Raw genomic sequence first — 21,242 nt, 5'->3', positions numbered from 1 at the left:
CTTATACGTCCAGCTCGTCGGCAACCTTACGGAGGGCCGCTGCGATCGCCTTGCCCTTGTTGCCTTCCGGGTACTTGCCCGCGGACAGGGTCCCGGACAGGTTATCCAGCACGCTGACGAGGTCCTGGACCAGCGGGGCAAGGTCCTTGGCGCTGGGCCGCTTTGCCTTGGCGATGGACGGCGTCTTGTCCAGCACGCGCAGGCCCAGGGCCTGGGCACCCTTGCGTCCGTCGGCTACACCAAATTCAACACGCGTGCCGGCCTTGAGCTCCGTGATGCCTTCGGGCAGCGCGGACTTGGGCAGGAAGACTTCCTGGCCGTCCTCGCCCGCGAGGAATCCGAAGCCTTTTTCCTTGTCATACCACTTGACCTTGCCGGTAGGCACGTAATCAACCTTCTTCGTTCTGCGGGGACACGGCCGGCGGTCACCGCATCCGCATGGATACGCGGGTTCAGGGTATGACTGCCCGGACCGTGTTGGTCTGTATCTCCAAGGTTATCCTGCCTGGTTCACTTTAACGGCTTGAGGCGCGGGCGATGCCGGACTGTTAGCGTTGCCCCCATGACACTGACGCGTTACCGGCGGCCTTTGATGATCGTAGCGGCCACCCTTGCTGTGCTGTCCCTCGTTGCCGTCGGCGCTGTCATGGCGATGGCCTTCAACAATGCCGTGGCGCCCGCCTGGATTACCTCGACGGCCCTCTACGGCCTCCCGGTGGCATTCCTGCTCATGCTGGCCCTCGTTGTAGACGCGGTGGCAGCCCGGCGCCGCCCGCGCGGGCCCGACGAAAGGTAACGTTGGAGCGATGTCCCTCATCCGCGCGCTCAGCAAGGAACTTCAGGCACGAAGCGACGAATCGTTGCGGGCCTTGTTCTCCGCGCGGCCGGACCTGATTTCTCCCGGCGTCCCGGACTTCGCCGCCCTCGCCGCCCGCGCCAGCGGACGCGTCAGCGTCCAGCGGGCACTCGAACGGCTCAACCGCCCGCAGATGCAGGTCCTGGAAACCCTGCACCTGTGCACCAACGCCGATACCGGGCACAGCGCGTCGGCGGCGATGCTGAAGAAACTGATCAACGGCTCCTCGGTTGCCGCCGTCGACCGGCTCCTCCATTCCCTGCAGGAACTGGCCCTCGTCCACCGCGCAGATCCGCCGCACGGCGCGACCCCCGCCGCCGCCAAGCAGCGCCACTACCTTCCGGTCGGCAGCCTCAAGGACGTGATTGGCATCTACCCTGCGGGGCTGGGGCGCAGCTACACCGAACTGGTGCGGCTCCAGCCTGCTTTCGCGCAGCGCGTGGTGCAGCTGGTGGGGGAACTTCACCGCGCCGGGGCGTCCATCTCTCCCGCCACGACGCCGATGGAAGCCGCCCTGTCCCTGCAGCACTGGACGGCAACACCGGAATCGCTCCAGCAAATCCTGGCCACCGCACCGGACCGGACCGCCGCCCTTCTGGCCCGGTTCGGGAACTGGGCCATGGGCGCCGTCCCGCAGGCGCAGCGCCGGGCGTCCGTGCTCCACGAAGGCGCCGACGTCGGCCCCGTGGACTGGCTGCTGGCGCGCGGGCTGCTGGTACCGCTGGACGCCGCGCACGTCGAACTGCCGCACAGCGTCGGAGTGTCGCTGCGCGGCGGGTTTGTCATCGAGAACTTTTCGCTCACGCCGCCTGTCCCCCGGCTGGGCAACACGAGCGCGGGGCTGCGCCGAAACGCCGCGTTGGGCGCCATCGCCGAGACGCTGCGGCTCGTCGGCGAAGTGCTCTACACCGTGCGCGAACAGCCGCTGGCGACGCTGCGAAGCGGGGGCGTCGGGGTCCGGGAGATGAAGCGGCTGGCGGATTCCCTGCGGATGGACGTGCACGAGGCCGGCGTCCTCGCGGAGCTCTGCGGAATGGCCGGTCTGCTGCGGCTGGACGTCGACAGTTCTGCGTGGGTGCAGCCGCCGCAGCTGGAGTGGCTGTCGCTGCCGCGGCAGGAGCAGTGGCTGTGGCTGGTCAACGCCTGGCTGGCCAGCGAGCGCGCACCGTCCCTCGTGGGCCAGCCGGTGAATGCTGCCGCCCCGGGCCCGGCCGGGCACCGGGGCCCGGCCGGGACCACCATCAATGCGCTCTCCGCCGAGGCGCAGCGGCCGGACGCCCCGGTGGTCCGGAAAAGGGTCCTGGAAATCCTGCACGAACTCACCCTTGAGGCCGTGGCGCCCAACGGGCAGGCCCCCGTCCTCGATGCCGCCGCCGTGCTGGAGCGTGCCGAGTGGACGCAGCCCCGGATGGCCAGGCGCTTCAGCTCGCTGATCCGCGGCATCCTCGCGGAGGCCGAGATGCTTGGCCTGATCGGCTCCGGGGCGCTGAGCCAGCTGGGCGCCGCGATCGCCGCCGAGCAGCCGGACGACGCCCTGGGGATCCTGGGCGAACACCTGCCGGCGGCCCTGCAGCACGTGTTGCTGCAGGCGGACCTGACGGCGGTGGCGCCGGGCTACCTCGACCCCGAACTGAGCGAACGGCTCCTGACCATGGCCACGGCCGAAGGGCAGGGACCGGCCACCATTTACCGGTTCTCCGTCTCCTCCGTGCGCCGGGCCCTCGACACCGGCCAGGACGCCGCGGCGATGCTGGACTTCCTGCGCCAGCATTCGGCCACCGCCATCCCGCAGCCCCTCCAGTACCTCATCGAAGACACCGCCGCGCGCCATTCCCGGCTCCGGGTGGGGGCCGCGGCCAGTTTTATCCAAAGCGAGGACGAGGCTGCCCTGCTGGAACTGCTCAACGCCCCGGCCGTGGCTGGCCTCGGGCTGGTGCGCATCGCGCCCACCGTGGTCGTCTCCCACGCCGCGCCCCGGGAAACCGCCCAGGCCCTCCGGGGTTTGGGGCTCGCCCCGGTCCTGGAGGAAGCTGCCTCCGCCATCGTCCGGCTGCGCCGCAGCACCCCTGCGCCCGGCAGCGGCCGGCCGGTCTACACCGCCCCTCGGACCGCTCCGCCGGAGGCCGACATCGAGGCCCAGCTGGCCGTGCTGCGCGCCAACGGGTCCCGGGCGCCGGGCTCCGGCGCCCACCCGCCGGCGGCACCGGGCAGCGAGGAAGCGACCCAGCTGGGCCTCGAGACCCTGCTGAAGGCGATCCGCCTCAGGCAGCGGGTCATCATGAATGTCGTGGACAGCATGGGGAATGCCACCCGCGAGACGGTTGTTCCGGTAGCAGTGAATGGCGGGCGGGTGCGGGTGTTCGATCCGGACAAGGAAATCGAGCGGGTCCTGTCCATCCACCGCATTATCGACGTAGAAGCTACAGAGGAATTGTTCCAGTGAATGACGGGCCCCTGATCGTCCAGAGTGACAAGACCATCCTGCTGGAGGTCGACCACGAACTCGCAACGGAGGCCCGTCACGCCATCGCGGCGTTCGCCGAGCTGGAACGGGCCCCGGAGCATGTGCACAGCTACCGGCTGACGCCGCTGGGGCTCTGGAACGCCCGGGCGGCCGGGCTGGACGCCGAAAAAGTGCTGGACACCCTGCTCACGTACTCCCGATTCCCCGTGCCCCATTCCCTGCTGATCGACGTCGAAGAGACCATGTCCCGGTACGGCCGGCTCCGGCTGGAGAAGGACCCGCAGCACGGCCTGGTCATGCGCACCTCCGACTACCCGGTGCTCGAGGAAATCAGCCGCGCCAAGAAGATCGCCCCGCTGCTCGGGCCACGGATCGACGGCGAGACGGTGGTGGTGCATTCCTCCCAGCGCGGCCAGCTCAAGCAGCTGCTGCTCAAGCTTGGCTGGCCGGCCGAGGACCTGGCCGGCTACGTGGACGGCACCCCGCACCCCATCATGCTCAACGAATCGGGCTGGAAGCTGCGGCCCTACCAGCAACTGGCCGCGGAGAACTTCTGGGCCGGCGGCAGCGGCGTCGTCGTCCTTCCCTGCGGCGCCGGCAAGACGCTGGTCGGCGCGGCCGCCATGGCCACCAGCTCCACCACCACACTGATCCTGGTGACCAACACCGTCGCCGCGCGGCAGTGGAAGGACGAGCTCCTCAAACGCACGTCGCTGACCGAGGAGGAGATCGGCGAGTACTCCGGCTCCGTTAAGGAAGTCCGGCCGGTCACGATCGCCACCTACCAGGTCCTGACCACGAAGCGCGGCGGGCTGTACCCGCACCTGGAGCTCGTGGACGGCAACGACTGGGGCCTGATCATCTACGACGAGGTCCACCTGCTGCCCGCGCCGATCTTCCGGATGACGGCGGACCTGCAGGCCCGCCGGCGGCTCGGGCTGACCGCCACGTTGGTGCGGGAGGACGGCCGGGAGGGCGAGGTCTTCAGCCTGATCGGGCCGAAACGCTACGACGCGCCGTGGAAGGACATCGAGGCCCAGGGCTACATCGCCCCGGCCGATTGCGTGGAAGTCCGGGTGGACCTGCCCCGCGACGAACGGGTGGCCTATGCCATGGCCGAGGACGCCGACAAATACCGGCTGTGTGCAACCTCCGAGACGAAGACCCGGGTAGTCGAAGAACTCGTCGCCGAACACGCCGGGGAACAGCTCCTGGTGATCGGGCAGTACATCGACCAGCTCGACGAGATCGGCGAGCGCCTGGGCGCGCCGGTGATCAAGGGCGACACGTCGGTGAAGGAGCGCCAGCGGCTGTTCGACGCGTTCCGCGCCGGCGAGGTGCAGACCCTGGTGGTGTCCAAGGTCGCCAATTTCTCCATCGACCTGCCCGAGGCGTCGGTCGCGATCCAGGTCTCCGGTTCATTCGGGTCCCGCCAGGAGGAGGCCCAGCGCCTGGGCCGGCTGCTGCGCCCGAAGAAGGACGGCCGCTCCGCCCGGTTCTATTCGCTCGTGGCCAGGGACACCCTGGACCAGGATTTCGCCGCGAAGCGGCAGCGGTTCCTCGCCGAGCAGGGGTACGCCTACCGGATCATGGACGCCAAGGACGTCGGCACCGCGGGCTAGGCGGGGGCCGGGGATGCGGCCATGCAACACACAACCTCCATTCAGAAAACTCCCAGAGTCTGGGAGCATCATGGGAACATGAAGAAGAACGGTCCCGAAGCCAAGCTCCTCGTCGTCGATGACGAACCGAACATCCGCGAGCTGCTCTCCACGTCCCTGCGCTTCGCTGGTTTTGAAGTCGTCTCGGCCGGCAGCGGACGCGAGGCGCTGGCTGCTGCTGAGTTGCACTCCCCCGATCTGGCGGTGCTGGACGTCATGCTGCCGGACATGGACGGCTTCACCGTTACCCGCCGCCTGCGCGCCGCCGGCAAGCACTTCCCGGTCCTGTTCCTCACGGCCAAGGACGACACCGAGGACAAAGTCACCGGCTTGACCGTGGGCGGGGACGATTACGTCACCAAACCGTTCAGCCTCGACGAGGTGGTGGCCCGCATCCGCGCCGTACTCCGGCGCACGCAACCCCAGGTCGACGACGACGCCGTGATCCGGGTCGATGACCTCCAGCTCGACGACGACGCCCACGAGGTCCGCCGCGGCGGGACCGTGATCGAGCTCTCGCCCACGGAATTCAAGCTCCTGCGCTACCTCATGCTCAATCCGAACCGGGTCCTGTCCAAGGCCCAGATCCTCGACCATGTATGGGAGTACGACTTCAACGGCGACGCCTCGATCGTGGAGTCCTATATCTCCTACCTGCGCCGCAAAGTGGATATCGACCCCGACGCGCCCGCGCTGATCCAGACCAAGCGCGGCGTCGGCTACGTCCTGCGGACCGCGGAGAAGCGCTGACCTTGCTGCACCGCTGGAAATCGGCGTCGCTGCGCTCTCAGCTCGTCGCCATCATGATGGCGCTCATGCTCGTGGCCCTCACCGCCACGGGCGCGGGCACGCTGACGCTGCTCCACAGCTTCCTGCAAGGCCAGGTGGACGACAAACTTCGGGCTGCCGTCGAATCGCAGCAGTCCTTCACCCAACTGCAGGAAACCGCGTCCAACGTCCCCACCGACTACTCGCTGATGCTCTTCAGCCCGGGCGTGAAGCCCTGGGTCTTCGGCGGGGACAAGGACTCCCACCCGGCCATCACCACCTTTTCCGCGGTCGAGGCCCGGGAGAGCCATCAGGTCCCGTTCCAGGTGCGCGGATCCGATGGCGGCAACTGGAGGGTCGTGGCGGTCAACGTCGTGGACAACAACAACCGCGGCGCCGTCGTCGTCATCGGCCTCCCCCTGAACCCGGTCGATTCCGTCATGGAACACGCCGCCCTGGTGGTGGTCGGAGTCGGGCTGCTCACGCTCGTCCTGGCGTTCTTCATCGCCACATGGACCGTCACGCGGTCCTTCCGGCCGCTGGCCCGGGTGGAGAAGACGGCCGCCGCGATCGCCGCGGGAGACTTGTCCCAGCGTGTGGAGGTGGAGAACCCGGGCACGGAGGTGGGCCGGCTTGGGAGCTCGCTCAATGCCATGCTCGCGCACATTGAGACGGCCTTCGCCGCCAGGATGGCGTCCGAGGCGCGGATGCGGCGCTTCGCCGCCGACGCCTCGCACGAACTGAGAACCCCGCTGGTGACCATCCGCGGGTTCTCCGAGCTGTACCGGCACGGGGCGTTGTCCACCCCGGAAGACGTGGCCACGGCGATGGGGCGGATCGAAAGCGAAGCCAAACGCATGGGAGCCATGGTCGAAGACCTGCTGCTGCTGGCCAGGATCGACGAACAGCGGCCGTTGCAGCAGAAGCCCGCGGACCTGCTGCTGCTGGCCAACGACGCCGTGGTGGACACCCAGGCGAGCGACCGCAGCCGCACCATCACCCTCACCGGGATTGACGGCGCGGCCCCGGCCGCCGCCCCGGTGCTGGGCGACGAAGCCAAACTGCGCCAAGTGGTCAGCAACCTGGTCGGCAATGCCCTGCGCTACACGCCGGAGGGCACCCCAGTCGAAATTGGCGTCGGGGTCCGGACCGCACCGGACGGAACACGGCAGTCCGTGATCGAGGTCCGGGACCACGGACCGGGGGTTCCGGATGAGGAGGCGGCCCGTATTTTTGAGCGCTTCTACCGGGCCGACACCTCCCGGACCAGGGAGACCGGCGGCAGCGGACTTGGCCTGGCGATCGTGGCCGCCATCGTCGGCTCGCATTCCGGGTCCGTGCGGGTCGGGAAGACCGACGGCGGCGGTGCCACGCTGGTGGTCAGCATCCCGCTCCTGGACGAAGAGGCCACGGAACGGTCCACAGCGGACTTATCCACATAGGGGCCGACGGCGGTGTCCGGCCGGCACGCCGCCCGCCTACGCTCGAGGTGTCCGGAAGATCCGGATGAGGCAGCCGCTCCCCGCCAGCTCTCACCGAAAATGTCACCGCAATACCTCACCGCAGACCCGCTGACGTTCACCGTGCTCCGCCGGGCCGCGGCCGCCTCCCGAGCATTCGAGAGGCATTTCCATGAGCATCATCTCCGTCGATACCGAACTCCTCCAGCTAAAGTCCGCCAACGTGCAGGCCACAGTGGAGAGGATCAGCGCGGACGTCCACGCCATGAAACGGGGGCTGGACGAGCTCCAGGGCAGCTGGCGGGGCTCCGCGGCGACTAATTTCCAAACCCTCGTGGCCGAGTGGACGCTGACCCAGGGCAGGGTCGAGGCGTCCCTGGCGTCCATCAACCTCGCGCTGAACTCCGCTGCCGCCACCTATGCGCAGGCGGAACTGGGCAATGCGCAGCGCTTCACGTGAGCCGCACGCGCCCTCAGGCCTCGGGTGTGCCCTGGTGGAAGCGCAGGCGCCATTGGGCGCCTTCAAGGACCCACAGGGAGCTGCGCAGGGCTGATCCCTCACGGGTGTGGCTGCGGTAGGTCAGCAGGATGGTCTTCTCACCCAGCCGGTCCGCGCCCAACAGTTCCAGCTCCACGGCTCCGCCCGGGTTGTCCTCGAGTGACATCATCATGGCGTCGCGGGTCCAGATCCGGCCGGAGCTGCCGATTTCGGTGAAGTCCGGGTGGAGCAGCACGCCCGTGCGGCCCAGGTCCGCCCGGGTTTCGGGGCGGAGCAGTTCGCGTTCGAGGGACTCGACGACGGCTTCGGCGCTGGCCTCCGCCCGGTCTACGGCAGGTTCTTCTTCGAGTTCGCTGAAGAGGTCCGGTTCGTCGTAGGTCCCCGGCGCGCCAAAGAGTTCCTGCTGGCCGGCCGGCGCCGGGGCTGCCTGCGGCCGGGTCGCGGCCGCAGGGGCGGCGGCGGACTGGGCGGCGGGCTGCATCTTGTCCTGCTGTGTCATGCCCTGCTGTGTCATGCCCTGCTGTGTTTTGCCCGCTGGGGGTTCGCCCGCTGGCGGTTCGCCCTCCGGGGTGCCGAACCCGGGACCCTGCCGGACGGCCACGCCCTGCTGGTACGCCGTGGCCGCTGCCCGGGCGCGGACGTCCGCCGCCTCGTTGAGCTCGTGCCCCGCGTGGCCCCGCACCCACTCGAAGGTGTACTTGCGGCCCACGAGCGCCTGGTCGATGTCCTTGAGGAGGTCCACGTTCAGCACCGGCTTGCCGTCGGCTTTGCGCCAGCCCTTGCGTTTCCAGCCGGGCATCCACTTGGTCACGGCGTTGATGACGTACTGGCTGTCGCAGAGGATCAGCAGGTCTTCCCTGGGCATGTGCGCCGTTGCCCGGAACAGGTCCAGCACCGCCATCAGTTCGCCCTGGTTGTTCGTGCCGTGGGGCCACCCCCCGGCCCGCCAGCAGTCGTCATTCACGTACCAGGCCCAGCCGGCCGGGCCAGGATTTCCTAAGGCCGAACCGTCGGCCGCTGCTGTAATCGTCACTGACCTATCCTGCCAGAACCCGCCGACGCCCACCGACGCTCCCTTGGACAGGGGCAGCGCTTAACCGGCGACGGCGGCCCCACCCGAAGGTGGGACCGCCGTCGTCGAACAGCCGGTGATGGCTGGCGCGGGTGGTTAGAAACCGCCCATGCCGCCCATGCCGCCCATGTCGTCGCCGCCGCCCATCGGGGCGCCACCCTTCTCGGGCTTGTCGGCTACAACGGCCTCGGTGGTGAGGAAGAGGCCGGCGATGGAAGCCGCGTTCTGCAGGGCAGAGCGGGTTACCTTGACCGGGTCGTTGATGCCGGCGGCCAGCAGGTCGACGTACTCGCCGGTGGCGGCGTTGAGGCCGTGGCCTGCGGGCAGGCCGCGGACCTTGTCCACGACGACGCCGGGCTCGAGGCCGGCGTTGAAGGCGATCTGCTTCAGCGGGGCGTCGATGGCAACGCGGACGATGTTCGCGCCCGTTGCTTCGTCACCGGAGAGCTGCAGGTTCGCGAATGCCTTGGCACCGGCCTGGATCAGGGCAACGCCACCGCCGGCGACGATGCCCTCTTCGACAGCAGCCTTGGCGTTGCGGACGGCGTCCTCAATGCGGTGCTTGCGTTCCTTGAGCTCGACCTCGGTTGCGGCACCGGCCTTGATGACTGCAACGCCGCCGGCCAGCTTGGCCAGGCGCTCCTGCAGCTTCTCGCGGTCGTAGTCGGAATCGGAGTTCTCGATCTCGGCGCGGATCTGGGACACGCGGCCGGCGATCTGGTCGGCGTCGCCTGCACCCTCGACGATCGTGGTCTCGTCCTTGGTGACAACAACCTTGCGGGCCTTGCCAAGGAGTTCGAGTCCGGCGGTCTCAAGCTTGAGGCCGACTTCCTCGGAGATGACCTGGCCACCGGTGAGGATGGCGATGTCGGCCAGCTGCGCCTTGCGGCGGTCGCCGAAGCCCGGAGCCTTGACGGCGACGGACTTGAAGGTGCCGCGGATCTTGTTGACGATCAGGGTGGCCAGGGCCTCGCCCTCGATGTCTTCGGCAATGATCAGCAGCGGCTTGTTGGACTGCATGACCTTTTCCAGGACAGCAACCAGTTCCTTGACGTTGGAGATCTTGGAGTTGACGATCAGGATGTACGGATCCTCAAGGACCGTTTCCTGGCGCTCAGCGTCGGTGACGAAGTAGGCGGAGATGTAGCCCTTGTCGAAGCGCATGCCTTCGGTCAGCTCCAGCTCGAGGCCGAACGTGTTCGACTCCTCGACGGTGATGACGCCTTCCTTGCCGACCTTGTCGAGGGCTTCGGCGATCAGGGCGCCGATCTCGTTGTCGCCGGCGGAGATGGACGCGGTGGCGGCGATCTCTTCCTTGGTCTCAATTTCCTTGGCGGAGGCCAGGAGCTCGACGGTGACCGCGTCAACAGCCTTCTCGATGCCGCGCTTGAGGGACAGCGGGTCAGCGCCGGCCGCGACGTTGCGCAGGCCTTCCTTGACCAGGGCTTGTGCCAGCACGGTTGCCGTGGTGGTGCCGTCGCCTGCGACGTCATCCGTCTTCTTGGCAACTTCCTTGACCAGCTCGGCGCCGATCTTTTCGTAGGGATCGTCCAGCTCGATCTCCTTGGCGATGGAAACACCATCGTTGGTGATCGTGGGGGCGCCCCACTTCTTTTCGAGGACGACGTTGCGTCCCCGCGGGCCGAGGGTGACCTTGACGGCGTCGGCGAGGATGTTCAGGCCCCGCTCAAGACCGCGGCGTGCCTCTTCATCAAATGCAATGATCTTGGCCATAACGGCAGTAGTCCTTTCGGGACAGTCGTTAAGAATGAACCTTCGCTGTGGTGCCCGCGACGGACGATCCCAACCCCGCGGCCTCTGTATGCCGCCGGGTCCGGGATCTCACCCCAGCAAGGTGTTTCTTTAGCTCCTGGACCGGCTGCCCCACTTCGCGGCCGGGCGGACCGGGCGTCGTGTTAGCAGTCAGTGCGCTGGAGTGCTAAATCAATAATTAGCACTCCCCCGGGGAGAGTGCAAGCAGTGGCGGGCCGGAACCGGCCGCCACGCGGGCACAATACGCTACGAGCGATCAGCCGCCGCTGCTGCTCGCGGCTTCTGTGCCGTCCACCGTGGGCAGGTTGTCCTCGCCGTAGGTCGAAACCATGTAGTTCGCTTCGGTGATGTCGCCGTGGGCATCAAAGTTGATCCGTCCGGACTGGCCGTCGTAGTCCGGCCGCTGGCCTGCCCGGAGGACGCCGACGCAGTCCTTGTAGCTCGTGCATGACTCGCTGGGCGGCTGGCTGCCGCCGGCCCCGGTTCCGCCTGCTGCCGGGGTTCCGCCGGAGACCGCGACGAGGGACGCCGCGATGGAGGTGCCGGCGTCGTCCTCTGCGGCGGCGGCGGCGACGGCGGCCAGGACGACGGCGTCGTACGTCTCGGCGGCGAACACCATGTCCTTCAGCCCGGGATCAACGGCCACGAGGTCCGCCTGGAAGGCGGCGGAGGGAAACACGCCGGGCAGGATCCCGCGTGCACCCTCGAGCGCCCGGGCGCCCAGACCAGAGCCGTACTTGCTGACTGCTCCGTCACTGAGGACCAGCTTCTTGCCGGCGAGGCCGGCGTTGTTCAGCTCGGCGATGGCGCCCTGTGCGCCGTCGCGCGAGACCAGGATGACGGCGTCGGGGTTGGCGGCCTTAGCGGCGGCGACAGCCTGCTGCGCCTGGCCGGGGGTGAACTCCGCGTCCGCCACGACCTCCAGTCCGGACTGTTTCGCCGCACCAACGACGGCGGCGGCGATGTCTTTGCCGTAGTCGCCTTCCTCATGCAGCACCGCCAGGGTCCTGGCGCCGCCGTCTTTGACCAGTTTGGCGAGGACGGATGCCTGGGCGACGTCGGCGGCCGAGGTGCGGAAATAGTAGCCGCCGCTCTTGTAGTTGCTGAGCGCGGCGGCGGTGTTGGCCGGGGAGATCACGGCTACCTTGGCGTTGGCGAGCACGTCGATGGCGGCCGGGGCACGGCTGGAATCGGTCGGGCCGATCACGACGTCGGCCTTGGCGGCAACCAGCGCTTTCGCCTGGGCGGCGGTGTCCGTGCTGATGGTTTCCGGCAGCAGCTCCACCGGTTTGCCTTTGTGCCCGCCGGCAGCGTTGATCTCCTTGACGGCAAGTTTGGCCGCCGCGAGCTCGGAGGCGTTGAGGAAGTTCTGATTGCCCGTGTTGTCCAGGATCAGGCCGATGCGCAGGGTGCCGTCACCGCTGGCGTCGGCGCTGGCCACGCGGGCACTGCCCGCGGGGCCCAGGCAGCCCGTCAGGGCCAGGGCCGCTACTGTGCCCGCCGCCAGGGCGCGGCCCAGCGGCAAATGTCCTCCGCGGCGCCCGGCCGCGTTCCTTGGGGCGTTCGTGACGGCAGCCAGTACCACTAGGCGGGCCGGACGCTTTCGGCCTGCGGGCCCTTTTCGCCCTCGCCGACTTCCAGTTCCACCCGCTGGCCCTCGTCCAGGGCGCGGTAGCCTTCCCCGACGATCGCGGACCAGTGCACGAAGACGTCGTTCTCGGAACCGTCCACGGCGATGAAGCCGTAGCCCTTTTCGGCGTTGAACCATTTGACGGTTCCCAGTGCCATGGTGTCCACACTTTCAGCTAGCTTGCGTGCGGCCCACCTCGATGTGCGCCGCGGACTGCGAAAAGAAATCCGCAGATACTGTACCCACAGCGTCCCCCAGGAACGCCGGCGGCGGGCAGGGCCCCCGCCTAATAGTTATTGAGGCGTAACCGGATTGGCTACTGGTAGCCGGGGCCGAGCACGACGACAAGGGGCATGTTGAACTCGGCAGAGTCCACGAGGGTGTCGACGCCGAGGAGGGCTCCGAGTGCCTCCGCATTGCCCTTCTGCTCGATGCCGCTGTAGAAGATCACCGACGTCTGTTGCGGGACACCGCCCCAGTTGCCTGTCTCGCCCAGGACCCAGCCGTCGGAGGTGACGGTGCCGCCGACGCGGGTGGCGAGGCCGGCGGTGGTGGTCGCGTTGTAGATCGTCACCGGCTGCGTCTTGTCGACGGCGGCGGCTGTGGCGCTCGGCGTAGCTGACGGCGAAGCCGCCGGCGCGGCGGCGGCGTCCGTGCCGGCCGGCTCCGGGCTCGTCGGCGTGGGACTGGGGCTCATGGTGCTCGTGGCGGACGGGCTGCTGCTGGCAGATGCGGACGCGCTGCCACCGGCCGTCACGGCCGCGGCCTGGCCTGCGGAGAAGCCGAGCTTCGGCAGGATCAGGAAGGCCACCAGGCCGATGGCCAGGGCTACGCAGCCAGCCGCCAGGATCGGCGCCAGGCTCCGCCGCCGCGATGCCGCGACGGCCCGGTGGACTCCCTGCCGGGTAGAGGTCTCCGGGACCCGATCAAATTCATCCCGAGCGTATTTGGTCATGGTAAAACGACGTCCTTGCTGATTTCATACGGGGTGCCCGAGGCCGGAACGGACGCAACAGGACGTGCGCATCCGGCTGCTCGTGACGCGACTTTACGAATCTGTTCCCAGACGACGGGCAGTGCGGGCACGTTGGCGTGATGTACGTAGTCTACGCAATCTCTTGACCAGCATGGGATCGTGGGCCAGCGCATCCTCGGTATCGATGAGGGCATTGAGGATCTGGTAGTAGTGCGTGGCGGACAGATCGAACAGCTCGCGGATGGCCTGTTCCTTGGCCCCGGCGTACTTCCACCATTGCCGCTCCAAGGCCAGCATCTGCTGGTCGCGGGCGCTCAGCGCAGACTCCGCGGACACCCCGTCCGGGCCCGCGCCGGCGGTTGGGAATCCGGCAGAATCCCCCGCGAGCACGTGCTCTTGCGCTGTTTCGGCCACGACACACTCCTGGTTGATTCCGAAAAACCTGGCTGGTATCCGTTAAAAAGTCAGTCCCAATGCTACGGCCGAATGACAGGGTTGTCATTCGGGCGGGCGCAGAAACGGGCCTTAGCTGGGGAAGAATGGGTGCTGTGTTTGATGCCGAGTTTGACCCCGCCAGTGAACCCGACGCGCTGTTCGAGCTGGAGCCCGCAGCCGCGGACACCCTTAGCTTCGCGGACCTGGCACGCAGGCCGCTGGACGCGCTGGTTGCTCCGGACTGGGCGGAGCCGCTGGCGCCGGTGGAGGCGCAGTTGCGCGAAGCCCTCGCCTTTGTCGCGGGCGAAGTGGCCGCCGGGCATGGCGTTCTGCCATCGCCGGCAAACCTGCTGCGGGCTTTCCGGCAGCCCCTGGCCGGCGTCCGCGTGCTGGTGGTGGGCCAGGACCCGTATCCGACGCCGGGGCACGCCGTGGGGTTGTCCTTCGCCGTGGACGGCGCCACCCGGCCGATCCCCCGCAGCCTGGCAAACATCTACAAGGAACTTCAGGCCGATCTCGGCTTCCCCCCGCGCGTCCACGGGGACCTCAGCCACTGGGCGGACCAAGGCGTACTGCTGCTCAACAGGGTGCTCAGCGTCCGTGCCGGCGCGGCGGGCTCGCACCGGAACAGGGGCTGGGAGGCTGTGACGGCGGCGGCCATCCGGGCAGTCGCCGGCCGCTCGTCCGTATCCGGCGCGGGCCATGCCCCCCTGGTGGCGATCCTGTGGGGGAAGGATGCCGAGTCCGTGCGGCCGCTGCTGGGGTCCGCAGCCGTGATCGCCAGCGCCCACCCCAGCCCGCTCTCGGCCTCGCGCGGCTTCTTCGGGTCCCGGCCGTTCAGCCGGGCCAACGCCCTGCTGCTGCAACAAGGCAACGGGACGGTCGACTGGGAGCTTCCGCCGTTGCCGTAACAGGCCCCCGCGCAAAGCTCCCGCCGGGGGTTCTTGGTTAGGCTTAGCTGCATGACATCCGTCCCCGCAGCCACCACCGCCACCCGGAACTCGCGCCCCCAGACCGATCTGACGGTCCTGCGCAGGGAGCAGCTCTCCCCGCACATGGTCCGGATCATCGCCGGGGGCCCCGGCTTCGCCGGGTTCGTCAACAACGACTATGTGGACCGGTACGTCAAGATCGTCTTTCCGCAACCCGGCGTCGAATACCCGGATCCGCTGGATTTGTGGGCCATCCGGGAAACCATGCCGCGCAGTCAGTGGCCGCATACGCGGACCTACACGGTCCGCTGGGTGGACCCGGAGGCGCAGGAACTGGCCATTGACTTTGTGATCCACGGCGACGAGGGGCTCGCCGGCCCCTGGGCGGCCTCGGCCCAGCCCGGCGATCGCCTGACTTTCACCGGCCCCGGCGGCGGGTACAACCCGGATCCGGCCGCGGACTGGTACCTGTTTGCCGGCGATGAATCAGCGTTGCCGGCCATCGGCGCGGCGATCGAATCCCTGCCGGAAGATGCCCGCGGCCTCGCCCTGCTCGAAGTGGACAGCGACGCCGACGTCCAGGCCATCGCCGGGCCGGCCGGCGTCGAATTGCGCTGGCTGCTGCGCGGCGGCGCACCCGCCGGTGAGAGCGAACTGCTGGTCACGGCGGTGCGCGACGCCGAGTGGCCCGAGGGCCGGGTGCAGGTCTTCGCCCACGGCGAGCGGGGCTACATGAAGGGCCTCCGGGACGTGTTCTACGTGCAGCGCGGGCTGGGGCGGGCCCAGGTGTCCCTCTCGGGCTACTGGGCCAAGGGCCGGGTGGAGGACGACTTCCAGGCGGAGAAGAAGCTCCCCATCGGCAAGATCTAACGAGGCAAGATCTAGCGGCGCGAGATTAGGCGGCGCGAGATTTTGCGCTGCGGAGTTTCCCCACCTTTGCCACCACGACGCCGGGACACGCCGGCGCGGCGGGCTGACACGCCGTCGCGTCCCGGCAAAAGTGGGGAAACCCGGCGCCTTAGGGGAGCCGGACGGGCATTCCTCGCAAGATCTAGCGGCGGCGGGCCCTGCGCCGTTCGTTGCTCGCCAGGCTCCGCGTCAGGGGCCGCGCCAGGGTGTCGCCGAGCACGATGCCGGCAGCGACACCGAGCACGATGGCCCCGGCGTTGAGCATGCCGCCGGCGCCCATGAGAATCTCCGATTCCTCGATGGTCAATACATACATCGACCGGAATATAGTGAGTCCGGGGAGCAGAATCAGCGCGGCGGGAACGGCCACCACTAGCTGTGGGGCGCCCATCCGGAGGGCCACGACGCGGGCCAGCAGGCCGATCACCACGGCAGCGAGGGCCGGGGCGAAGCGGGATCCGATGCCCAGGGCGTCGCCGCCGATGAGGACCAGGTAGCCCACCACCCCCACGGCCGCCGTCGGCAGCAGCAGCTTCCAGCTGGTCTGTTCCGTGATGCCGATCATCAGCACCGCGATGGCGATCAGGATGACGATCACCCACAAGTCATACTTGGGCGGGAATGTTTTGGTGACGTCTATGGGATCCATGCCGGTCATGTCCCCCACAACGAACCCGACGGCGATTCCGGCGACCAGCGCCCCGAAAGTCAGCATGGTGGACAGGAACCGGCCGGCCGCCGTGACGGGGAAGCCGTTGATCGCATCCTGCACCGAGGACACCAGGCGTCCCGTCGGCAGGAGCAGCAGGATCCCGCCGACCACCACGATCTCGGGGGCAATCTGCACTCCCAGCGGGCTGCCGAAGCGCCACAGCAGCAGGGCGATGATGGTCACCAGGAACGAACACGAGGCAGTGATGAAGAAGTCCGGCGTACGCCAGCGACCCAGCTGGCGGGCCAGCAGGCTGACCAGAAGGTTGGAGAGGAACGCGACGACCGAGGCGCCCAGTCCGCCGCCCAGGACACCGACGAAAACGGCAGAGAACACGCCGAAGGCCACGGTGACCATCCACCGCGGGAACGGCTTGGCGCTGCGGGTGATGTCCTCAAGCCGGCGCACGGCTTCCTCGCGGCCGACGCCGCCGGCCACGATGTCCGTGACCAGCTGGTGCACTTGCGAGAGGCCCGCGTAGTTGTTGGTCCAGGACCGCACCACGCGGAGCAGTGAGATGGGTGTCTGGTCCTTGGGTGCGTAGTTGATGGCCACCGACTGGTTGGTGATGTCCACCTCGATGTTCTTGAGGCCAAGCGCGGCGGTGATGGCGATGATGCTGGTCTCGACTTCGAGGGCGCCGGCCCCGTATCGGAACATGGATTCGGCCAGCTTCAGGGCGAAGTCGATGGTTTTGCGGGCAGAGGCGTCCACCCCGCCAACCTGGATCATCGGGTTGGCGTAGGGGCTGCCGGCGAGCCGGTCGACGATGCTCATCGGCGCGGTGGGCGGGTTCTCGCCCTGGACCAGGCGGCGCAGCATCCTCTTGGCGGCGGCGTTCTGGCGCACCTGCATGGCCGACATTGGCTGGGTCCGGGGCAGGCCGTCCGTGGGTGGCCTGCGGTGGCCGTCGTTTCCGTTGTTCATTCCGGCCTCCTCACTGTCCTTGGCTGACCTTGATTGTCTCTGGCTCGGTTTAGTAAAACTGCTGGCCCGTGCGCCGGGTGTAGACCTGGCGGGCCACGCGCTCCCCCGCCATCATCCAGGCCTTGTACTTCAGTGGGCTCAGGACTTGGTCATAGCAGCCGACGAAGTCGGTCACGGTCTTGCTGAAGCTGGTCTTGAAGAGCCCCAGCCCATGGAACGGGTTCGACGTGTCCTTGAGCTTGTCGCTCGGGGGCGTGCCGCAGAAGTCGTATTCGGTGCAGCCGAGGTCCTTGACCTGGTTGATCGCGGTCCACTGCACGAGGTGCGAGTCACCGTACTGGCCACGCTTCTGCAGGGAGCCGCCGTCCTTGTACGTTCCCTTGCGGCCGTAGTTGATCACGAACGCGCCCACCGAGGGCACGCCGTTTTCGTACACGAAGAGCAGCCTGCCCTGATCCCGCTTCAGAAAGTTGGTCCAGAACTGGCGGTAGTACTCGTACTCGCGCACCCGGACCTGGGACTTGGCTTCCACCGTGGTGGTCATTAGGGCATACATGGCCCGGAAGTTCTCTTCCGTGGGCTCGACGTTGTGGACTTCCACGCCCTCGCGGATGGCGCGGCGCACGGCGTTGCGGCCCCGGGAGTGCAGGTTGCGCAGCAGCTGGTTTTCCTCGGGCGCAATATCGAGCAGCGCCGTGGAGTCGTTCGGCTGCAGGTTGTGGGTCTTGACCAGTCCGGCGGCCTCAAGGATCCGCGCGGCGTCGTCGGACAAGACAACATCCGGTTCGATCTTGATCGCGAAGACGCCCAGCTTGGCCCTTTTGACGAAGTCCGCGTTCGCCGCGACGATCCCGGGGATGTCCTCGACCGACGCCACGTCGGGTCCCTTGATCAGGTACCAGAGCTTGCCGAGGACCGGAAAGGACTTCTCCAGGATCAGGTTGTAGCTCGTGTAATCGGCCGACTCGTACACCAGGTGCAAGGGCTTCCAGCCAAAGTGCTGTTTGACCTCGGCGAAGGCTTCCGATTGCAGGAGATTGCCGCCGTTGGGGTTCGCCGTGACGTGGGCATCCCAGTTGGCAATCTCTTCGGCAGAGGCAAAACGGGCAGTGAATTCTCGCAAGGGTGCGGTATCCAATCATTGCGGTACGAGCTTCGGCGGCATGCGGACATGCAGCCCCAAGTCTATCGGTCCGCACCCTGCCGCCGGTCCGGGTCAGGCGGTTAGGCTGGTCTCATGCAGGCTCAGCAACAACCGCTGGAAGGCCGTCCCGGGGCGCCCGGCGGCCACTCTAAGGGCGTTGGAAGCGGCGCGGGCAGCGGCTTCTCCCACGTGGTCGCGCTGCTGCTGTTCCTCGGCGCGTCGGCGCTCGTTGCGGCCTTGGGCGGCCTGGCCACGGCCAACCACGTCAACGGCTGGTACGCCACCGCGGACAAGGCCCCGTGGTCCCCGCCGAACTGGGTTTTCGGGCCCGTCTGGACGGTCCTGTACGCCGCCATGGCCGTCGCGGCGTGGCTGGTCTGGCGCAGCCGCGCCCCGGGCTCCAAAGCGGCCCTGACAGCCTACGGCGTGCAGTTGGGGCTGAACCTGCTCTGGACGCCGGTCTTCTTCGCCTTGTACCCGGCGCTCGGGACGCCGGCGCTGTGGATCGCGTTCGGGATCATCGTGGCTTTGGCCGTGGCCGTGGCCGTGACGGTGGTGCTCTTCGGACCGATCAGTCGGACGGCAGGACTGCTGATGCTGCCCTACCTGTCGTGGATCGTGTACGCATCCTCGCTGAACCTGTGGGCGGCACTGCACAACTAGCGCCTGCACAGCTGCAGGCCGCACAGCTGTAGGCCGCATGGCCGGAGCAGCCGGCCAGCGCCACGTCAGTCCCGGCCGGCGGCGGTCAGCTTCCTAGCACTCCACGACGTTGACGGCGAGGCCGCCCATTGCGGTTTCCTTGTATTTGGAGCTCATGTCCTTGCCGGTTTCGCGCATGGTCACGATGACTTCGTCCAGGGAGACCCGGTGCGTGCCGTCGCCCCAGAGCGCCATTTTGGCGGCGTTGATGGCCTTGGCGGCGGCGATCGCGTTGCGTTCGATGCACGGGACCTGCACGAGCCCGCCGATCGGATCGCAGGTCAGGCCCAGGTTGTGTTCCATCGCGATTTCCGCGGCGTTCTCCACCTGCTGGGGCGTGCCGCCCATGACTTCGGCCAGGCCGGCGGCCGCCATCGACGACGCCGAGCCCACCTCGCCCTGGCAGCCGACTTCCGCCCCGGAGATCGAGGCCTGCTCCTTGTAGAGCACCCCGATGGCGCCGGCGGTCAGCAGGAACCTGACGATCGTCTCGTCCCGGTCGGCCTGGGTGGCCTGGTCCATGCCGGGGGCGAAGTGCAGCGCGTAGTAGAGCACGGCCGGGATGATGCCGGCGGCGCCGTTCGTGGGGGCGGTGACGACGCGGCCGCCGGAGGCGTTTTCCTCGTTCACGGCCAGCGCGATCAGGTTGACCCATTCCTGCCAGTACTTCGGGTCCCGGTAGTCGGGGTCCTGGCCGCGGGTTTCCTTCATGAGCCGTTTGTGCCAGTCGGGCGCCCGGCGACGGACCTTGAGCCCGCCCGGCAGCAGCCCTTCGCGTTTGAGGCTGACCTCGACGCAGCCTTCCATCACGGAGTAGATGTGCAGCAGCCCGTCGCGGATTTCCGCTTCGGTGCGGGAGGCGCGCTCGTTGACGAACATGATCTGCCCGATCGAGAGGCCCTTGGACTGGCAGCGGCCCAGCAGTTCCGCGGCCGTGCGGAACGGCAGGGGAAGTTCCTTCTTGGATTCGTCGAGTTCCTTCAGGGCCGCGTCCTCCTCGCCCTCGCGGACGATGAAGCCGCCGCCGACGGAGAAGAACGTGGCTTTGTGGAGTACTTCGCCATCGGCGTCGGAGACCGTGAACGTCATGCCGTTGGTGTGCCGGGGCAGGATGGTCAGCGGCCGCAGGATCATGTCCTTCACCCCGTACGGCAGGGCGACCGAGCCGGCCAGCTGCAGAGTGCCGGTCTCAGCGATCGTGGCCAGCCGTTCCTCCACTTCCTCGGGCAGGATCAGCTCGGGGTGGAAGCCTTCCAGGCCGAGCAGGATCGCGGTCATAGTGCCGTGCCCCTGGCCCGTGGCGGCCAGGGAACCGTACAGGTCCACCCGCAGCGACGCTACCTTCTCCAGGTCCCCGGAGGCCTTGAGTTCCTCGGCGAAGAGGGCGGCGGCCCGCATGGGCCCCACGGTGTGTGAGCTGGATGGCCCTATTCCGATGGAAAAGAGGTCGAAGACTCCAACAGCCATTGTCGGTTCCTAACTAGGTCTTGCTGTGGCCCGGCAGAGGGTCCTGCCGGAAGGCGCTGCGGGCGCTGGTTGGCGGCCGCATGCCGGATGCACGACGCCGGGCGGCGGCTTGTGGCGGCAACCCGGCGTCGTGATCTGTACTGCTGTTAGTTCTGTACTGCTGCTACTTCAGTCTTACGTCGCCTGGGCGAGGTTAGCAACCGAGGGGTAGAGCGGGTGGGCGGCGGCGAGGGCCTCCACCCGGGAACGCAGACCGGACAGGTCCGCGCCGGCGTCGGCGGTCAGGGCCTCGGCGATGATGTCGGCAACCTCGGTAAAGGCCGCCTCGCCGAAGCCGCGGGTGGCCAGCGCCGGGGTGCCGATCCGCAGCCCGGAGGTGACCATCGGCGGGCGCGGATCGAACGGCACGGCGTTGCGGTTGACCGTGATGTCGATGTCCGCGAGGCGGTCCTCGGCTTCCTGCCCGTTCAGCTCACACTCGCGCAGGTCCACCAGGACCAGGTGCACGTCGGTGCCGCCGGAGATCACGTTGATGCCCTTGGCGGTCACGTCGTCCTGGACCAGGCGCTCGGCGAGGATCCGGGCGCCGGCCAGCACACGCTCCTGGCGTTCCCTGAACTCCTCGGACGCGGCGATCTTGAAGGCCACGGCTTTGCCGGCGATGACGTGCTCCAGCGGGCCGCCCTGCTGGCCGGGGAACACCGCCGAGTTGATCTTCTTGGCGATCTCGGCGTCGTTGGAGAGGATGATGCCGCCGCGCGGACCGGCGAGGGTCTTGTGCGTGGTGGAGGTGGTGACGTGGGCGTGCGGGACCGGGGACGGGTGCAGCCCGGCCGCGACCAGCCCGGCGAAGTG

Annotated in this window: 20 protein-coding genes; 9 read left to right on the top strand and 11 right to left on the bottom strand. The window is 68.1% G+C overall.

Features of this window, described 5'->3' with window-relative positions; translation table 11 throughout:
- Position 1: 1 nt before the first annotated feature.
- Positions 2–385: a cold-shock protein gene (locus AC1DHX_RS07650; RefSeq protein ID WP_120955117.1), complete on the bottom strand. Its 384-nt coding sequence runs from the start codon at positions 383–385 to the stop codon at positions 2–4.
- Between the two features lie 177 nt (positions 386–562).
- On the opposite strand from AC1DHX_RS07650, the gene AC1DHX_RS07645 reads away from it, so the two are divergent.
- The 6 genes from AC1DHX_RS07645 (at position 563) to AC1DHX_RS07620 (ending at position 7,669) form a co-directional block, all read left to right on the top strand.
- Positions 563–796: a hypothetical protein gene (locus tag AC1DHX_RS07645; RefSeq protein WP_476860143.1), complete on the top strand. Its 234-nt coding sequence runs from the start codon at positions 563–565 to the stop codon at positions 794–796.
- A gap of 10 nt (positions 797–806) precedes the next feature.
- Positions 807–3,299 (top strand): helicase-associated domain-containing protein, encoded by a 2,493-nt coding sequence (locus AC1DHX_RS07640; RefSeq protein WP_476860142.1) that lies wholly within the window; start codon positions 807–809, stop codon positions 3,297–3,299.
- On the top strand, positions 3,296–4,942 hold the full coding sequence (locus AC1DHX_RS07635; RefSeq protein WP_476858019.1) for a DNA repair helicase XPB: 1,647 nt from the start codon (positions 3,296–3,298) through the stop codon (positions 4,940–4,942). The genes AC1DHX_RS07640 and AC1DHX_RS07635 overlap by 4 nt, the downstream gene beginning before the upstream one ends.
- Before the next feature lie 78 nt (positions 4,943–5,020).
- Complete coding sequence (locus AC1DHX_RS07630; protein ID WP_018775770.1) at positions 5,021–5,731, top strand: response regulator transcription factor; 711 nt, start codon at positions 5,021–5,023, stop codon at positions 5,729–5,731.
- Between the two features lie 2 nt (positions 5,732–5,733).
- Positions 5,734–7,191 carry a sensor histidine kinase gene (locus AC1DHX_RS07625; protein ID WP_476860141.1) on the top strand — a complete coding sequence of 486 codons (1,458 nt, stop codon included), beginning with the start codon at positions 5,734–5,736 and terminating at the stop codon, positions 7,189–7,191.
- Positions 7,192–7,381: 190 nt separating this feature from the next.
- Positions 7,382–7,669 carry a WXG100 family type VII secretion target gene (locus AC1DHX_RS07620; protein WP_026538909.1) on the top strand — a complete coding sequence of 96 codons (288 nt, stop codon included), beginning with the start codon at positions 7,382–7,384 and terminating at the stop codon, positions 7,667–7,669.
- Positions 7,670–7,682: 13 nt separating this feature from the next.
- On the opposite strand, the gene AC1DHX_RS07615 is transcribed toward AC1DHX_RS07620, so the two are convergent.
- The 6 genes from AC1DHX_RS07615 to AC1DHX_RS07590 all read right to left on the bottom strand — a co-directional run bounded on the left by AC1DHX_RS07615 (position 7,683) and on the right by AC1DHX_RS07590 (position 13,495).
- Entirely contained in the window at positions 7,683–8,741 is a 1,059-nt protein-coding gene (locus AC1DHX_RS07615) for an RNase H family protein (protein ID WP_476860140.1), read from the bottom strand.
- A 135-nt stretch (positions 8,742–8,876) separates the two neighbouring features.
- Positions 8,877–10,514, bottom strand: coding sequence for a chaperonin GroEL (groL, locus tag AC1DHX_RS07610; protein ID WP_079555368.1), 1,638 nt, complete (start codon positions 10,512–10,514; stop codon positions 8,877–8,879).
- Positions 10,515–10,809: 295 nt separating this feature from the next.
- Positions 10,810–12,078 carry an ABC transporter substrate-binding protein gene (locus AC1DHX_RS07605; protein ID WP_476860174.1) on the bottom strand — a complete coding sequence of 423 codons (1,269 nt, stop codon included), beginning with the start codon at positions 12,076–12,078 and terminating at the stop codon, positions 10,810–10,812.
- Between the two features lie 59 nt (positions 12,079–12,137).
- Entirely contained in the window at positions 12,138–12,341 is a 204-nt protein-coding gene (locus tag AC1DHX_RS07600; RefSeq protein WP_230008017.1) for a cold-shock protein, read from the bottom strand.
- Positions 12,342–12,499: 158 nt separating this feature from the next.
- Positions 12,500–13,138: a LytR C-terminal domain-containing protein gene (locus AC1DHX_RS07595; protein WP_476860139.1), complete on the bottom strand. Its 639-nt coding sequence runs from the start codon at positions 13,136–13,138 to the stop codon at positions 12,500–12,502.
- A gap of 93 nt (positions 13,139–13,231) precedes the next feature.
- Positions 13,232–13,495, bottom strand: coding sequence for a DUF3263 domain-containing protein (locus AC1DHX_RS07590; RefSeq protein WP_223915291.1), 264 nt, complete (start codon positions 13,493–13,495; stop codon positions 13,232–13,234).
- A gap of 203 nt (positions 13,496–13,698) precedes the next feature.
- On the opposite strand from AC1DHX_RS07590, the gene AC1DHX_RS07585 reads away from it, so the two are divergent.
- On the top strand, positions 13,699–14,505 hold the full coding sequence (locus tag AC1DHX_RS07585) for a uracil-DNA glycosylase (protein WP_476860138.1): 807 nt from the start codon (positions 13,699–13,701) through the stop codon (positions 14,503–14,505).
- 51 nt (positions 14,506–14,556) lie between these two features.
- Complete coding sequence (locus AC1DHX_RS07580; RefSeq protein WP_476860137.1) at positions 14,557–15,396, top strand: siderophore-interacting protein; 840 nt, start codon at positions 14,557–14,559, stop codon at positions 15,394–15,396.
- Positions 15,397–15,577: 181 nt separating this feature from the next.
- On the opposite strand, the gene AC1DHX_RS07575 is transcribed toward AC1DHX_RS07580, so the two are convergent.
- Both AC1DHX_RS07575 and AC1DHX_RS07570 read right to left on the bottom strand, forming a co-directional pair.
- Positions 15,578–17,074: a threonine/serine exporter family protein gene (locus AC1DHX_RS07575; RefSeq protein WP_476851263.1), complete on the bottom strand. Its 1,497-nt coding sequence runs from the start codon at positions 17,072–17,074 to the stop codon at positions 15,578–15,580.
- Positions 17,075–17,123: 49 nt separating this feature from the next.
- On the bottom strand, positions 17,124–18,197 hold the full coding sequence (locus AC1DHX_RS07570; protein WP_476858012.1) for a lipid II:glycine glycyltransferase FemX: 1,074 nt from the start codon (positions 18,195–18,197) through the stop codon (positions 17,124–17,126).
- Positions 18,198–18,311: 114 nt separating this feature from the next.
- On the opposite strand from AC1DHX_RS07570, the gene AC1DHX_RS07565 reads away from it, so the two are divergent.
- Positions 18,312–18,881 (top strand): TspO/MBR family protein, encoded by a 570-nt coding sequence (locus AC1DHX_RS07565; protein WP_476851261.1) that lies wholly within the window; start codon positions 18,312–18,314, stop codon positions 18,879–18,881.
- A gap of 93 nt (positions 18,882–18,974) precedes the next feature.
- Here the strand turns inward: AC1DHX_RS07565 and AC1DHX_RS07560 are convergent, their stop codons facing one another.
- Together AC1DHX_RS07560 and AC1DHX_RS07555 are read right to left on the bottom strand one after the other, a co-directional pair.
- On the bottom strand, positions 18,975–20,387 hold the full coding sequence (locus tag AC1DHX_RS07560) for an L-serine ammonia-lyase (RefSeq protein WP_476860136.1): 1,413 nt from the start codon (positions 20,385–20,387) through the stop codon (positions 18,975–18,977).
- 174 nt (positions 20,388–20,561) lie between these two features.
- The coding region (locus AC1DHX_RS07555; protein ID WP_476899938.1) for a PLP-dependent aminotransferase family protein at positions 20,562–21,242 on the bottom strand (681 nt) is incomplete at its 5' end.

It is taken from the genome of Arthrobacter sp. 05N33_2, assembly GCF_056397425.1.
Note: the sequence above shows the minus strand (reverse complement) of the source record. Positions and strands in the feature narration are given on the sequence as shown.

Excerpts from the sequence above, each read along its gene's own strand:
- AC1DHX_RS07645 (WP_476860143.1), top strand. The coding sequence starts at position 563 with ATGACACTGACGCGTTACCGGCGGCCTTTGATGATCGTAGCGGCCACC.
- AC1DHX_RS07640 (WP_476860142.1), top strand. The coding sequence starts at position 807 with ATGTCCCTCATCCGCGCGCTCAGCAAGGAACTTCAGGCACGAAGCGAC.
- AC1DHX_RS07630 (WP_018775770.1), top strand. The coding sequence starts at position 5,021 with ATGAAGAAGAACGGTCCCGAAGCCAAGCTCCTCGTCGTCGATGACGAA.
- AC1DHX_RS07620 (WP_026538909.1), top strand. The coding sequence starts at position 7,382 with ATGAGCATCATCTCCGTCGATACCGAACTCCTCCAGCTAAAGTCCGCC.
- groL (WP_079555368.1), bottom strand. The coding sequence starts at position 10,514 with ATGGCCAAGATCATTGCATTTGATGAAGAGGCACGCCGCGGTCTTGAG.
- AC1DHX_RS07600 (WP_230008017.1), bottom strand. The coding sequence starts at position 12,341 with ATGGCACTGGGAACCGTCAAATGGTTCAACGCCGAAAAGGGCTACGGC.
- AC1DHX_RS07595 (WP_476860139.1), bottom strand. The coding sequence starts at position 13,138 with ATGACCAAATACGCTCGGGATGAATTTGATCGGGTCCCGGAGACCTCT.
- AC1DHX_RS07585 (WP_476860138.1), top strand. The coding sequence starts at position 13,699 with ATGGGTGCTGTGTTTGATGCCGAGTTTGACCCCGCCAGTGAACCCGAC.
- AC1DHX_RS07580 (WP_476860137.1), top strand. The coding sequence starts at position 14,557 with ATGACATCCGTCCCCGCAGCCACCACCGCCACCCGGAACTCGCGCCCC.
- AC1DHX_RS07575 (WP_476851263.1), bottom strand. The coding sequence starts at position 17,074 with ATGAACAACGGAAACGACGGCCACCGCAGGCCACCCACGGACGGCCTG.
- AC1DHX_RS07565 (WP_476851261.1), top strand. The coding sequence starts at position 18,312 with ATGCAGGCTCAGCAACAACCGCTGGAAGGCCGTCCCGGGGCGCCCGGC.
- AC1DHX_RS07560 (WP_476860136.1), bottom strand. The coding sequence starts at position 20,387 with ATGGCTGTTGGAGTCTTCGACCTCTTTTCCATCGGAATAGGGCCATCC.